The 15,176-nt window shown below is 59.0% G+C and carries 10 protein-coding genes; 5 read left to right on the top strand and 5 right to left on the bottom strand.

The window, feature by feature from the left end; all coding sequences use genetic code 11:
- Positions 1-186: 186 nt before the first annotated feature.
- Complete coding sequence (locus ACN1C3_RS13675) at positions 187-531, top strand: YggL family protein (RefSeq protein ID WP_419116352.1); 345 nt, start codon at positions 187-189, stop codon at positions 529-531.
- Between the two features lie 266 nt (positions 532-797).
- On the opposite strand, the gene ACN1C3_RS13670 is transcribed toward ACN1C3_RS13675, so the two are convergent.
- Positions 798-1,988, bottom strand: coding sequence for a benzoate/H(+) symporter BenE family transporter (locus ACN1C3_RS13670; protein ID WP_419116351.1), 1,191 nt, complete (start codon positions 1,986-1,988; stop codon positions 798-800).
- 270 nt (positions 1,989-2,258) lie between these two features.
- Between ACN1C3_RS13670 and ACN1C3_RS13665 the strand changes: the two genes are divergently transcribed.
- Positions 2,259-3,023 (top strand): GntR family transcriptional regulator, encoded by a 765-nt coding sequence (locus ACN1C3_RS13665; protein ID WP_419116350.1) that lies wholly within the window; start codon positions 2,259-2,261, stop codon positions 3,021-3,023.
- Positions 3,024-3,218: 195 nt separating this feature from the next.
- Here ACN1C3_RS13665 and guaD read toward each other — a convergent pair whose 3' ends face one another.
- From guaD to xdhA, 4 genes are all read right to left on the bottom strand, one after another.
- The gene (gene guaD, locus ACN1C3_RS13660) at positions 3,219-4,523 is read right to left on the bottom strand and encodes a guanine deaminase (protein WP_419116349.1); all 1,305 of its coding nucleotides are present in this window, start codon (positions 4,521-4,523) and stop codon (positions 3,219-3,221) included.
- A gap of 8 nt (positions 4,524-4,531) precedes the next feature.
- Positions 4,532-5,374: a xanthine dehydrogenase accessory protein XdhC gene (xdhC, locus tag ACN1C3_RS13655; protein WP_419116348.1), complete on the bottom strand. Its 843-nt coding sequence runs from the start codon at positions 5,372-5,374 to the stop codon at positions 4,532-4,534.
- A 158-nt stretch (positions 5,375-5,532) separates the two neighbouring features.
- On the bottom strand, positions 5,533-7,932 hold the full coding sequence (gene xdhB, locus ACN1C3_RS13650) for a xanthine dehydrogenase molybdopterin binding subunit (RefSeq protein WP_419116347.1): 2,400 nt from the start codon (positions 7,930-7,932) through the stop codon (positions 5,533-5,535).
- Positions 7,925-9,379, bottom strand: a complete 1,455-nt coding sequence (gene xdhA / locus ACN1C3_RS13645) for a xanthine dehydrogenase small subunit (protein WP_419116346.1) — start codon at positions 9,377-9,379, stop codon at positions 7,925-7,927. Before xdhA ends, xdhB begins: the two co-directional genes overlap by 8 nt.
- Before the next feature lie 282 nt (positions 9,380-9,661).
- Here xdhA and ACN1C3_RS13640 point away from each other — a divergent pair, with 282 nt between their 5' ends.
- The 3 genes from ACN1C3_RS13640 (at position 9,662) to zipA (ending at position 14,922) form a co-directional block, all read left to right on the top strand.
- Positions 9,662-10,321: a GntR family transcriptional regulator gene (locus ACN1C3_RS13640; protein ID WP_419116345.1), complete on the top strand. Its 660-nt coding sequence runs from the start codon at positions 9,662-9,664 to the stop codon at positions 10,319-10,321.
- Positions 10,322-10,323: 2 nt separating this feature from the next.
- Entirely contained in the window at positions 10,324-13,812 is a 3,489-nt protein-coding gene (gene smc / locus ACN1C3_RS13635; protein ID WP_419116344.1) for a chromosome segregation protein SMC, read from the top strand.
- Positions 13,813-14,070: 258 nt separating this feature from the next.
- Positions 14,071-14,922: a cell division protein ZipA gene (gene zipA, locus ACN1C3_RS13630; protein ID WP_419116343.1), complete on the top strand. Its 852-nt coding sequence runs from the start codon at positions 14,071-14,073 to the stop codon at positions 14,920-14,922.
- Positions 14,923-15,176 lie beyond the last annotated feature (254 nt).

Genomic DNA, 15,176 nt, shown 5'->3' with positions numbered 1-15,176 from the left:
GATAAATTCCCTCAGTGGTCATGAAAGTGTCGGCATTATGCCCCAAGGTGTAGCGGCTTGTGCCGTGCCCAGTGCCTCTAATCGGCTATTTTTTTACGAACGGTGGGGGCCGGGCCCTATAGAAGCGGGCAATCGGCTGCTTAAACTGCTAAAGTGCCGCCCGTTATTACTTATGAGGATTGTTCCATGGCGACTAACCGTTCCCAGCGTCTGCGCAAAAAACTGTGCGTCGATGAATTTCAAGAGCTGGGTTTCGAGCTGAACCTGGATTTCAAAGAAGATTTGGCTGATGAAGCTATTGACACTTTCCTCAACGAGTTCCTGGAAGAAGCGATGGAGGCCAACGGCCTCGGCTATGTTGGCGGCGATGACTACGGTCTGGTTTGCCTGATCAAACGCGGTTCGGTCAGCGAAGAGCAGCGTGCCAAGGTTGAAGCCTGGCTCAAAGCCCGCACCGAGCTGACCAGCGTTGAAGTCAGCCCGCTGTTGGACGTCTGGTACCCGGAAAAGCCAATCAATCCGGTAGCCTGATGTCATGAGTCAGCGGCCCGCTCGGGCCGCTGATTCGTTGCTGCTCTGTAGTAACTTTTCGATTTTCCCCCTTCTATTTGTTTATGCCTCGGGTCTGTTTCCCGGGAATTTGTGTGGGTGATGGATTTGTGTCGACTGTCAGGCCGCCATCGCGAGCAAGCCCGCTCCCACATTATTAGATCCGTGTCAGCCCGCAATGGAGCGATCACATCGGGCTAATGTGGGAGCGGGCTTGCTCGCGATTGGTTTTCAGGGTTTAGAAAAGCTCAAGCCTTGCGCCAGTTCAGGATCACCAACGTCAACACCCCCGCAACAATCCCCCAGAACGCCGAACCGATCGAAAACAGCGTCAGCCCCGATGCGGTCACCATGAAGGTGATCAGCGCGGCTTCGCGTTCTTTCACTTCGTACATGGCGATGCTCAGGCCATTGATGATTGAGCCGAACAGGGCCAGTGCGGCAATCGACAGCACCAGTTCTTTCGGCAGCGCGGCGAACAGCGCGGCCAGCGTTGCGCCAAAGACTCCCGCAATCCCGTAGAAAATCCCGCACCAGACCGCAGCGGTGTAACGCTTGTTGCGATCTTCATGGGCATGCGGCCCGGTGCAGATGGCGGCGCTGATCGCGGCAAGGTTGATGCCGTGGGAGCCAAACGGTGCCAGTAGCAGCGAGGCGATACCGGTAGTAGTGATCAATGGCGACGCCGGTACGTTATAGCCGTCGGCACGCAGCACGGCGATGCCGGGCATGTTCTGCGAGGTCATCGCCACTACAAACAGCGGAATGCCGATGCTGATGGTCGCAGCCAGAGAGAAGTGCGGGGTGGTCCAGATCGGCGTTGCGACCTCAAGGCTGAAACCGCTGAAGTCCAGCAGCCCCATCAGGCCGGAGAGCGCGGTACCGATCAGCAATGCCGCCAGTACTGCATAGCGGGGCGACAGGCGCTTGATGATCAGGTAAGTGAAGAACATGCCCAGCACCAATGCGGTGCGGTGTTGCGCGGCGACGAAAATTTCGCTGCCGATCTTGAACAGAATTCCGGCCAGCAATGCCGCTGCCAGCGAGGCGGGAATACGTTTGACCAAGCGTTCGAAACTGCCGGTCAGCCCACAAATGGTCACCAGCACCGCGCAGGTTATATAGGCACCGATGGCTTCGCCGTAGGTCACGCCGCCCAGGCTTGTGATCAACAGCGCCGCGCCCGGGGTCGACCAGGCAATGGTGATGGGCGTGCGATAACGCAGGGACAGACCGATGCTGCACACCGCCATACCGATCGAGATTGCCCAGATCCACGACGAGATTTGCCCGGTGGTCAGCCCGGCCGCTTGGCCGGCCTGAAACATCAGCACCAGAGAGCTGGTGTAGCCAGTCATCATCGCGATGAAACCGGCAACGATGGCTGATGGCGACGTGTCGGCCAATGGGCGTAACTGCGCTTGCGTGGCGTCGGTCATGGAGCGGTGTTCCTTGTTTTGGTAAAGATGTCTATGGTGAACACCAACCCCTACGCGGGTCCGCATTCACCACAGATTCTATGTTCAAGCCTAAACTCAAACGTAACCGATCATTGCGGTACAGCCGCGGGCGTAAACTGCCGTACAGTCGTGTTAGCACAACCGGTTGTGTACAATGTGCCATGTTTTTTACGCGATACTTGCCCGCGACATCCTGTGTCGTACTACAGTCACGGTTAATTCGTCGCAGTTTTCCTCACTCGAGCGCCCATGAACGAACAGTTGCAGCCCCTCAAGAAACAACCGCGAGCAGGCAAAGCCGGCCGCAGCGGAACCCAGGACGATATTGTCTACGCGCATATCTTCGAGGCCATCCTCGAGCAGCGTCTGGCGCCCGGCACCAAGTTGAGCGAAGAAGCGCTGGGGGAAATTTTCGGGGTCAGTCGCACCATCATCCGTCGCGCCTTGTCGCGCCTGGCCCATGAAGGTGTCGTGTTGCTGCGACCCAATCGTGGTGCCGTGGTCGCCAGTCCGAGCGTCGAGGAAGCCCGTCAGGTGTTCCTGGCACGGCGTCTGGTTGAGCGGGCGATTACCGAGTTGGCGGTGCAGCATGCGACGGCCGAACAGCTTGCGGAGCTGCGGCAGATGGTCAACGACGAGCGCGACAGCTTCTCCCGCGGCGATCGTGGGGCGGGCATCCGGTTGTCGGGCGAGTTCCACTTGAAGCTGGCTGAAGCGGCGAAGAATGCGCCGCTGATCAGCTTCCAGCGCAGCCTGGTTTCCCAGACTTCATTGATCATCGCCCAGTACGAAAGCGGCAACCGCTCACACTGTTCCTATGATGAACACACTCAGTTGATCGACGCCATCGAGGCGCGTGACGCTGATCTGGCGGTGAACCTGATGATGCATCACATGGATCACATCGACAGCAAACTCAACCTCGATGAAGAAAGCGCCTCGGACGATTTGCACGCGGTGTTCTCGCACCTGTTGCAGACCAAGAAGCCGGGGCGTTCAGCGGCGAAGATTTGAATCTTTCGCGGTGACCGAGTCGAGCCCATCGCGAGCAAGCCCGCTCCCACATTGGATCGTAGTCGTACACAAAATAAGTGTTCGCTGAAGATCTAATGTGGGAGCGGGCTTGCTCGCGATTGCGATCTGACAAACAACACAAAAATCCCCCGCAGCCTCTACTCATGGCTGCGGGGGATTTTTTGTTTCCAGCCTTTAGCGCTGATGCACCAGATTCCCCGCCGCATAGGTCTGCAACACCGTCCGGTCATCCCCTAGGGTCATCAATACAAATAACGTTTCGGCGATGTTATTAGCCTGTTTCAGGCGATAGCTGAGCAGCGGTGTGGCGTTGTAGTCGAGCACCAGGAAGTCCGCGTCGGTGCCCGGTTGCAGGGTGCCGATCTTGTCTTCCAGGCGCAGGGCCCGGGCGCCGCCGAGGGTGGCCAGGTACAGTGATTTGAACGGGCTCAGACGAGCCCCCTGCATTTGCATGACTTTGTACGCTTCGTTCAGGGTTTGCAGCAGCGAGAAACTGGTGCCGCCGCCGACATCCGTCCCCAGCCCGACATTCAAGTTGTGCTTCTCGGCCATCGGCAGGTTGAACAGGCCGCTGCCGAGGAAGAAGTTCGAGGTTGGGCAGAAGGCGATTGCCGAACCGGTTTCGGCCAGACGCGCGCATTCGTCGTCGCACAGATGCACGCCGTGGGCGAATACCGAGCGTTCGCCCAATAGTTTGTAGTGGTCGTAGACGTCCAGATAGCCTTTGCGCTCCGGGAACAACTCCTTGACCCATTCGACTTCCTGCAGGTTTTCGCTGATGTGCGTCTGCATGTACAAGTCGGGGTATTCGCTGAGTAATTGTCCGGCCAAGGTCAGTTGTTCCGGGGTGCTGGTCGGCGCGAAGCGCGGGGTCACTGCATAGTGCAGACGACCCTTGCCGTGCCAGCGTTCGATCAGCGCTTTGCTTTCGAGGTAGCTGGATTCGGCGGTGTCGGTCAGGTAGTCCGGCGCATTGCGGTCCATCATTACTTTTCCGGCGATCATCCGCAGGTCCAGCTGTTCGGCGGCTTCAAAGAAAGACGTCACTGATTGCGGGTGTACGCTGCCGAACACCAGCGCAGTGGTGGTGCCGTTGCGCAGCAGTTCCTTGATGAAAATGCCCGCGACCTCTTCGGCGTGGGCTTTGTCGGCGAACTGGCTTTCGCAAGGGAACGTGTAGGTGTTGAGCCAATCCAGCAGCTGTTCGCCGTAGGCACCGACCATGCCGGTCTGCGGCAAGTGGATGTGGGTGTCGATGAAGCCGGGAGTGATCAGCGCATCCTGATAATGGATGACGTTGATATCGGCCGGCAGACTAGCGAGCAGTTCGCTGGCATGACCGACGGCGCTGATCTGGCCGTTATCGACGACCAGCAAACCGTCTTCGAAATACTCATAAGAAGCTTCGATCCCCACGATGGCGGGGTCGTCGATGCTGTGCAGAATGGCGGCGCGGTAGGCTTTGCGAGTTGAAGGCATGAGGTTTCTCAGTTCGTGGCTTGGCTGCGGCGTGAGGCTGGCAGCAACTTGGCAATGGGTTCGGCGTTCGCGGTGCGCTGGCCGAAATTCGCGTTATAGGTGGCGATGATTTCGCCGGCGATGGAGATGGCGATTTCCACAGGCAGCTTGCCTTTGACTTCACCGATGCCCATCGGGCAGCGCATGCGTTGCAGCAGCGCGCTGTCGAAACCGCGGTCACGCAGGCGATGTTCGAACTTGACCCGTTTGGTCTTCGAACCGATCAGGCCGAAGTAGGCGAAGTCGTTGCGCTTGAGGATCGCGGCGGTCAATTCCAGATCGAGCTGATGATTATGGGTCATGACGATGCAGTAACTGCCGGCGGGCAGGTCATCGACTTCATCCACCGGCTCTTCGCTGACGATCTTGCGGACGCCCTGGGGGATCTGCTCGGGAAATTCCTGCTCCCGGGAGTCGATCCAGCGCACCCGGCAGGGCAGGCTGGCCAGTAGTGGTACCAACGCCCGACCGACATGGCCAGCGCCGAATACCGCGATCTGAGCCTGGACTTGGCCCATCGGTTCGAACAGCAACACGGTCACACCTCCGCAGCACTGGCCGAGGCTGGCGCCCAGGGTGAAGCGCTCCAGATGAGTGTCCTGTTGGCCGCTGGCGAGCATCTCCCGAGCGAGCTGCATTGCCTTGTATTCCAGATGCCCGCCGCCGATGGTGTCGAAGCTCTGTGTGGCACTGACGACCATCTTCGAACCGGCATTGCGCGGCGTCGAGCCGAGCTCTTCGATGATGGTCACCAACACGCAGGGTTCGCCCTGGGTTTGCAGGTCGGCGAGTGCGCTGATCCAGTTGTACATGTGTCACCTCTACAACTCTGTTGTCTTCCAGTCCGCCATCGTCGGAACGCCGCCCGGAGCAAGCCCGCTCCCACATTGAATCTTTGGTGTGCACACCCTTTGTGCTTCAAGCAGATCTAGTGTGGGAGCGGGCTTGCTCGCGATGGCAGCACCTCGGTCTAGAGCGAAGCCAGCTCGACTTCGGCTTCCACGGCTTTTGTCGCCTTCAACTGGCGCATCTGCTCACAGCCCCACAACACGCGCTCCGGCGTTGCCGGGGCGTCGATTTTTGGCTGATGACGGTAATCGCCCAGGCTGGCCACCGCATCCTTGATCGCGCACCAAGCGGCGATGCCGAGCATGAACGGTGGCTCGCCGACGGCCTTGGAATGGAACACCGTGTCTTCCGGGTTTTTGCGGTTTTCCACCAGTTTCACCCGCAGATCCAACGGCATGTCCGCGACCGTCGGGATCTTGTAGCTGGCCGGGCCGTTGGTCATCAGCTTGCCCTTGGCGTTCCACACCAGTTCTTCCATGGTCAACCACCCCATGCCCTGAATGAAGCCGCCCTCAACCTGACCGATGTCGATCGCCGGGTTCAGCGAGGCGCCGACGTCATGCAAGATATCGGTACGCAGCATTTTGTATTCGCCGGTCAAGGTATCGACGATCACTTCGGCGCAGGCCGCACCGAAGGCGAAATAGTAGAACGGCCGACCACGGGCCTGGCTGCGGTCGTAAAAGATTTTCGGGGTCTTGTAGAAGCCGGTGCTGGACAGCGAAACCTGAGCGAAATACGCCTGCTGGATCAGCGATTCAAAGGTCAGGATGTGATCGCGCACCCGCACATGGCCGTTATGGAATTCAACGTCTTCCTCGCTGACCTTGTACTGCCGCGCAGCGAATTCCACCAAGCGCTGCTTGATGATTTCGGCGGCATTTTGCGCGGCCTTACCGTTCAGGTCGGCACCGCTCGAGGCGGCGGTCGGCGAGGTGTTCGGAACCTTGTCGGTGTTGGTTGCGGTGATCTGCACCCGATCAATTTCGACCTGGAACACCTCGGCCACAACCTGCGCGACTTTGATGTTCAAACCTTGACCCATCTCCGTGCCACCGTGGTTCAAGTGGATACTGCCGTCGGTGTAGATATGGATCAAGGCGCCTGCCTGGTTGAGGAAGCTGGCGGTGAAGGAAATACCGAATTTCACTGGCGTCAGCGCCAGGCCTTTTTTCAGGATAGGGCTGTTGGCGTTGTAGCGACGGATCGCTTCACGCCGCTCGGCGTACTGGCTGCTTTCCTCGAGCTCGGCGGTCATTTCCTCGAGCATGTTGTGCTCGACGGTCTGGTAGTAATGGGTGACGTTGCGCTCGGTCTTGCCATAGTAGTTGGCCTTGCGCACCGCCAGCGGATCGAGGGCCAGATGGCGAGCGATGGCGTCCATCACTTCTTCGATGGCGACCATGCCTTGCGGACCACCGAAGCCGCGATAGGCAGTATTCGACGCGGTGTTGGTTTTGCAGCGGTGACCGTTGATGGTCGCGTCACCCAGGTAGTAGGAGTTATCCGCGTGGAACATTGCACGGTCGACGATCGATGCTGACAGGTCCGGCGAGCAACCGCAGTTACCGGCCAGTTCCAGCTGAATACCGTGCAGTCGGCCGGTGCTGTCAAAGCCGACGTCGTACTCGATGTAGAACGGGTGACGCTTGCCGGTCATCAGCATGTCTTCGACCCGCGGCAGACGCATTTTGGTCGGCTGGCCGGTCAGGTGCGCAACCACCGCGCAGAGACACGCCGGGCTCGCGGCCTGGGTTTCCTTGCCACCAAAACCACCGCCCATGCGGCGCATGTCGACGACGATTTTGTTCATGGAAACGTCGAGCACTTCCGCCACCAGCTTCTGTACTTCGGTGGGGTTTTGGGTCGAGCAGTAAACGATCATCCCACCGTCTTCGGTCGGCATCACCGACGAGATTTGGGTTTCCAGATAGAAGTGTTCCTGACCGCCGATGTGCAGCGTGCCCTGGATGCGATGCTCTGCGGTAGAGAGCGCGGTCGCCGAATCGCCCCGCTGATGGGTATGGCTGTCGAGCACAAAATGGCGTTTGCGCAGCGCTTCGACCACGTCAAGCACTGGCTCCAGATCTTCATACTCGATGATCGCGGCCATGGCCGCTGTGCGCGCGGTTTCCAGATCTTTGGCCGCTACTGCGAGCACCACTTGACCGACGAACTGCACGTCATCGATGGCCAGCAACGGGTCGCCGGGCAGCAGCGGACCGATGTCTTTCAGACCCGGCACATCCTTGTGGGTGATGACGATACGCACGCCTTCGAAGGCGTAGCACGGCGCAGTGTCGATGCTGATGATTTTCGCGTGGGCACGGTCAGACAGCCGCGCGTACAGGTGCAACTGATTAGGGAATTCCAGGCGGTCGTCGATGTACTGCGCTTCACCGGACACGTGCTTGTCAGCGCTGTCGTGCTTGACGCTGCGGCCTACGCCGGTGGTCAGGTCTTTGGCAAACAACTCGGCAAGTTCAGCCTGAGTTTTTTCGACGGCATGATGATTAGACATAAGCGGTCACCCGAGTCTCGATGTGCGGTGTTTGCAGTTCGATGAAGTATTTGCGCAACAGATTTTGCGCACTGAGCAGGCGGTATTCCTTGCTGGCGCGGAAATCCGAAAGCGGTGTGAAGTCTTCGCCCAAAGCGGCGCAGGCGCGTTCGACAGTCGCCGAGTTCCACTGCGAGCCGAGTAGGGCGGCTTCGCAGCTTTTCGCACGTTTTGGCGTGGCAGCCATGCCGCCGAAAGCAACGCGGGCGTCAGCGATCACACCGTTTTCGATGCGCAGATTGAAGGCCGCGCAGACCGCTGAAATATCGTCGTCCAGGCGCTTGGAGACCTTGTAGGCGCGGAACGTCTGTTCGGCGGTGGCGCGGGGCACGATGATCTTTTCGATGAACTCGCTTTCCTGACGCGCGGTCACCCGGTAATCGATGAAATAGTCTTCCAGCGCCAGGGTGCGGCGGGTTTCGCCTTTGCACAAAACGATCTGCGCGCCGAGAGCGATCAGCAACGGTGGCGAGTCACCGATGGGCGAGGCGTTGCCGATGTTGCCGCCCAAGGTGCCCTGGTTGCGGATCTGCAGCGAGGCGAAGCGTTGCAGCAGTTCGCCGAAGTCAGGGTACTCGGCCTTAAGCGCTTCATAGCAATCGGACAGCGAGGTGGCGGCGCCGATTTCCAGGCGATCGTCGAAGCGTTCGACGCGCTTCATTTCGGCGACGTTGCCGACATAGATCATCACCGGCAAGGCACGGTGGAACTGCGTCACTTCCAGTGCCAGATCGGTACCGCCGGCCAGCAAGCGTGCTTGCGGGTAAGCGTCGTACAGGTCGGCCAGATCTGCGACGGTCAAGGGCACCAGGCAACGTTTGTCGCCGCTGTTGAGTTCGCCGGTTTCGGTCGGCGCGATGGCTTTCAGGCGGGCAATGGTCTGGGCTTCGCGCGAGTCGAATTGGTCCGTCTGTTTGCCGCAGCAGACCTGCTCGGCAGCCGCGAGGATCGGGCGGTAGCCGGTGCAGCGGCAAAGGTTGCCGGCCAGGGCTTCGTGGGCTTTGTGGGGGTCCGGCTGGTCACTGTTCTTTTGCAGGGCGAACAGCGACATGACGAAGCCCGGCGTGCAGAAACCGCATTGCGAACCGTGGCACTCGGCCATGGCTTTTTGCACGCTGTGCAATTGGCCCTGGTGCTTGAGGTCTTCGACGCTGATCAGCTGTTTGCCGTGCAGCGACGAAACGAACGTCAGGCACGAGTTGAGGCTGCGATAGCGAATGTGTTCACCACCGTCGTCGTCCGTCTGCAATTCGCCGACGACCACGGTGCAGGCGCCACAGTCACCGCTGGCGCAGCCTTCTTTAGTGCCGGGTTTGCCCAAATGCTCGCGCAGATAATTGAGCACAGTCAGGTTCGGGTCCAGGGCGTGCTCGCTACGGAGTTCCTGGTTAAGTAAAAACTGGATCACGGAAGGCCTCGCAGACTCATTATTGTTGTTAACCGATATGAGCCGAATTTAGTCGCGTCTGACTTGTCGGTCAATTATTTTCTGACTTAAAGGTCAGGAAATATCGTTTTACCGATTAACGACACCTTTAATCATTATTGACCCTCTCGGGATGCAGTGCTTTTTGCTTATTTCGTGCCAAATTCAGCGCCCTGGCCATTACAATTCAGCGCCGTGCGCCATTACGTAGCAAGTGGGTTACACTGCGCCGCTTGTATCGATCGAAGAGTTTGAAGGAAAACCATGACGTTCAAGGCGCCGGACAGCCTCGCCGAGCAAATCGCTCATCACCTCGCCGAACGTATCATTCGCGGGGATCTCAAGCCCGGAGAGCGCATCCAGGAACAGAAAGTCACGCTGGCCCTCAATGTCAGCCGCGGTTCGGTGCGCGAAGCGTTACTGATCCTCGAACGCCGCCACCTGATCGCGATCCTTCCGCGTCGTGGCGCCCACGTGACCGAACTCACCGCGCACAAGGTGCAGAGCCTGTGCACGCTGATGAGCGAGCTGTACATCCTGCTCGGCAATTCGGTGGCTCAGGGTTGGCAAACACAGACTGATATGGCGCCATTCCTGCAAATCCAGCAGCGGTTGGTCGGCAGCTATGAGCGTCAGGACATCCGCACCTTTGTCGACGACAGTTTCAATGTGATGCGTGCTGCCTATCCCTTCGCCAACAACCCGTACTTGCAGGAAACCGTCGAGAATCTGCAGCCAGCCATGAGCCGTGCGTATTTCCTCGCGCTGGAACAACGCAAGGCGTCGATGAGCGAGTTCCTGGATTTGTTCGAACAACTGCTGGCCGCCGTACTGGCCCGTGATCTACCGCAGATTCGTGTCGTGCTCTCGGCCTATGCCCAGCGCAGTTGCGATCTGGTGCTGTCTGCGTTGACGGTTGCCTAAGCGTGCGGCTCAAGTGCATCAAACTGGCGGGGTTCAAATCCTTCGTCGACCCGACCACGGTGAACTTCCCCAGTAACATGGCGGCGGTGGTCGGTCCCAACGGTTGCGGCAAGTCGAACATTATCGACGCTGTGCGCTGGGTGATGGGTGAGAGCTCGGCAAAAAACCTGCGCGGCGAGTCGATGACCGACGTCATCTTCAACGGCTCCACCAGCCGCAAACCAGTCAGTCAGGCCAGCATCGAACTGGTCTTCGATAACTCTGACGGCACGCTGGTCGGGGAATACGCGGCGTATGCGGAAATCTCCATTCGCCGCAAAGTGACCCGCGACAGTCAGAACAGTTATTTCCTCAACGGCACCAAATGCCGCCGTCGAGACATCACCGATATCTTCCTTGGCACTGGCCTCGGCCCACGCAGTTACTCGATCATCGAGCAGGGGATGATCTCCAAGCTGATCGAGGCCAAGCCCGAAGACTTGCGCAACTTCATCGAAGAAGCAGCGGGGATCTCCAAGTACAAGGAGCGCCGGCGCGAGACCGAAAACCGCATCCGCCGTACCCACGAAAACCTCGCCCGCCTGACCGACCTGCGTGACGAGCTGGAACGTCAGCTCGAGCGTTTGCACCGTCAGGCTCAGGCCGCCGAAAAGTATCAGGAATATAAAGGGGAAGAGCGTCAGCTCAAGGCTCAGCTGTCAGCGTTGCGCTGGCAGGCACTGAACGAGCAAGTCGGCCAGCGCGAATCGATCATCGGCACCCAGGAAATCAGCTTCGAAGCGCTGGTGGCCGAACAGCGTAATGCCGACGCCAGCATTGAGCGGCTGCGTGATGGCCATCACGACCTCTCCGAACGCTTCAACCTGGTGCAGGGGCGCTTCTATTCGGTCGGCGGCGACATCGCCCGGGTCGAGCAGAGCATCCAGCACGGCCAGCAGCGTTTGCGGCAGTTGCAGGACGACTTGCGCGAAGCCGAGCGTTCGCGGCTGGAAACCGAATCCCACCTGGGCCTCGACCGTACCTTGCTGGCGACCCTTGGCGAAGAGCTGCACACGCTCGAGCCCGAGCAGGAAGTCACCAGCGCCGCCGCGGAAGAAGCCGCCGCCGCGCTGGAAGAATCGGAAACCACTATGCATGGCTGGCAGGAGCAGTGGGACAGTTTCAACCTGCGCTCCGCCGAGCCGCGTCGTCAGGCCGAAGTGCAGCAGTCGCGGATCCAGCAACTGGAAACCAGCATGGAACGCCTCGCCGAACGTCAAAGACGTCTGGCTGAAGAGCGCACGTTGCTTGCCGCTGATCCGGAAGATGCGGCGATCCTCGAGCTCAGCGAACAACTCGCTACCAGTGAGATGACCCTGGAAGAGTTGCAGGCCCGCGAAGAACAGCTGGTCGAACGTCTTGAGCAATTACGTCACCAATTACAGCAAGCCAACCAGGGCCAGCAACAGGCTCAGGGTGAATTGCAGCGCCTCAATGGCCGACTGGCGTCGCTTGAAGCCTTGCAGCAAGCTGCGCTCGACCCGGGCACCGGGGCCGCCGAATGGTTGCGCGAGCAGCGCCTGGCTGAGCGGCCGCGTCTGGCAGAAGGTCTGCGGGTTGAAACTGGTTGGGAACTGGCGGTGGAAACCGTGCTCGGCGCCGATCTGCAAGCGGTGCTGGTCGACGACTTTGCCGGTTTTGATCTGGCCGGTTTCCAGCAGGGAGACTTACGCCTGCTCAGCCCCGCTAACGACGGCATTCGCGTGCCGGGCAGCTTGCTCGACAAAGTCGAAGCCGAGATCGATTTGTCGCCTTGGCTGGGTCAGGTCAAACCGGTGGAAAGTCTTGAGCAAGCCTTGGCCCGGCGCGGTCAATTGGCTGCCGGCGAAAGCTTGATCAGCCGTGATGGTTATTGGGTCGGTCGACATTTTCTGCGGGTGCGTCGCGCCAGTGAAGCAGAAAGCGGCGTGCTGGCCCGAGGGCAGGAATTGCAACGTCTGGGGCTGGAGCGCGACGAGCGCGAAGCGACCCTGGCGTCCCTTGAAGAGCAACTGCAAACCCTGCGCGAACAACAGCTTCAGCAGGAAGACGCGCGCGAACAACTGCGTCGTCGCCTGCAAGATGAAGCACGGCAACAAGGCGAATTGAAAGCGCAGCTTTCTGCTGGCAAAGCCAAGGTCGAGCAGCTGACTCTGCGTCGTACGCGTCTGGATGAAGAGCTTGGCGAGCTGGCTGAGCAACGCGCCCTCGAACACGAACAGGTTGGCGAGGCGCGCCTGCAATTGCAGGATGCCCTCGACAGCATGGCAATCGACACCGAGCAGCGTGAACTGCTGCTGGCTCAGCGCGACAGTCTGCGCGAGCGCCTGGATCGTGTGCGCCAGGAAGCCCGTCAGCATAAGGATCACGCCCATCAACTGGCAGTGCGCCTGGGCTCGCTCAAGGCTCAGCACGACTCAACGCGTCAGGCGCTTGAAAGACTCGAGTTGCAGTCCGAGCGGCTAACCGAAAAAAGCGAACAGCTCAGCCTCAATCTGGAGGAGGGCGAGGCACCGCTGGAAGAATTGCGCCTGAAGCTCGAAGAGCTGCTCGACAAGCGCATGACCGTCGATGAAGAGCTCAGGAGTGCGCAAATCGCTTTGGAAGATGCCGACCGTGAACTGCGCGACGCCGAGAAGCGCCGCAGCCAGGCCGAGCAGCAGTCGCAGTTGATCCGTGGTCAGCTCGAACAGCAACGCATGGAATGGCAGGCCCTGACCGTGCGCCGCAAGACCTTGGAGGATCAATTGCTGGAAGACGGCTATGATCTGCACGGCGTCCTCGCTACGCTCACCGCCGAGGCCAACGAAAAGGACGCCGAAGAAGAGCTTGAGCGTATTGCCGCGCGGATCCAGCGACTGGGCGCGATCAACCTCGCGGCCATCGACGAATATCAGCAGCAGTCCGAACGTAAACGTTATCTGGATGCTCAGGACGCTGACCTGGTCGAAGCCCTCGACACGCTGGAAAACGTGATTCGCAAGATCGATAAAGAAACCCGGAATCGCTTTAAAGATACCTTTGATCAGATCAATGGTGGTTTACAGGCACTATTTCCAAAAGTTTTCGGTGGTGGCAGCGCTTATTTGGAACTGACGGGCGAAGATCTACTCGATACAGGGGTGACGATCATGGCGCGTCCGCCCGGAAAGAAGAACAGCACCATTCATTTGCTCTCCGGTGGTGAGAAAGCTCTGACTGCGCTGGCACTGGTATTTGCCATCTTCAAGTTGAACCCGGCGCCATTCTGCATGCTCGACGAAGTTGACGCTCCGCTGGATGACGCTAACGTTGGACGCTACGCCCGACTGGTGAAAGAGATGTCGCAGACGGTGCAGTTCATCTATATCACCCACAACAAGATCGCCATGGAAATGGCTGATCAGTTGATGGGGGTGACGATGCACGAGCCCGGTTGTTCACGCCTTGTGGCAGTTGATGTCGAGGAGGCGATGGCAATGGTGGACGCCTAAGTCGTTGTGCGTAAGATGATTTTCTACAGGGTGTAGGAGGTTTTATCTTTCGCGACTTGCTGGCCAATCGACATATTGGCTCAAGCCATTGCGACAGACGGTGTAAAGTTATCAATGGTCGTGCTAGTTTAATGTCAATTTTTCGTATGCGTGGGCAAAACGCCTGTCAGAACATAGAGTTGGCGCCACGTTTTAAAGGGGTTTGCAGCTTGCTAAACCCTTTATTCATCAGCATTTTTTATAGAGGCACGGGATTACATGGAAATCGGTCTGCGCGAGTGGCTGATAGTCATCGGCATTATTGTTATTGCCGGTATTCTTTTTGACGGCTGGCGCCGCATGCGCGGTGGCAAGGGCAAGCTGAAATTTCGCCTGGACCGCAGCCTGTCAAATCTGCCCGAGGAGGACACCAGTGCAGAGCTGCTGGGCCCGCCGCGTGTGCTGGACAACCATAAAGAGCCGCAACTGGACGAGCATGACTTGCCGTCGGTGAGCATGCCTGCCCGTGAACCCCGTGAATCGGGTTCCAAGCGTGGCAAGCGTGGCGGCGAACCGCATCAGGGCGACTTGAACCTCAACCTCGACCTGGATGGCGGCCCGAGCTTCAGCAGTCGTGACGATGACTTCCCGGATGAAACCCGTTCTTCCAGCGCTGCTCCAAACAAAGAGCAGCCACAAGCGGAAGAAGTCCTGGTGATCAGTGTGATCTGCCGTGACGCCGGCGGCTTCAAAGGCCCGGCGCTGTTGCAGAACATTCTGGAAAGCGGCCTGCGTTTTGGTGAGATGGATATTTTCCACCGGCACGAAAGCATGGCCGGCAATGGCGAAGTCCTGTTCTCCATGGCGAACGCGGTCAAGCCGGGCGTGTTTGATCTGGACGATATCGACCACTTCAGCACCCCAGCCGTGAGCTTTTTCCTCGGCTTGCCAGGCCCGCGTCATCCGAAGCAGGCTTTCGACGTGATGGTTGCCGCTGCTCGCAAACTGTCCCAGGAACTCAATGGCGAACTGAAGGACGATCAGCGCAGCGTACTGACCGCTCAGACCATCGAGCATTACCGTCAACGCATCGTCGAATTCGAACGCCGCGCCCTGACCCAGAAGCGCTGAATAGATCGCCTGTAGGAGCACGGCTTGCCGGCGATGGCGTCCTTGAGATCGCCATCGTCGGAACGCCGCCCGGACCAAGCCCTGCTCCTACACGCCGCATTAACAGAATGAGCAGCCTCGGCTGCTCTTTTGCTTGTGCGCCAGGCATGGCGCGTTGCGCGTAAGCGCAACCAGTTTGGCTGTGGTGGCCACGCTGGTGACTTGGAGGTGAAAGTCCTCTACACACCCGGCAAGGGGAAGTGTTAGCCAGAGGC

Source organism: Pseudomonas sp. H11T01 (assembly GCF_048515765.1).
GTDB lineage: Bacteria > Pseudomonadota > Gammaproteobacteria > Pseudomonadales > Pseudomonadaceae > Aquipseudomonas.
The sequence above is the reverse complement of the archived record's forward strand: the minus strand, read 5'-3'. Positions and strand labels throughout refer to the sequence as shown.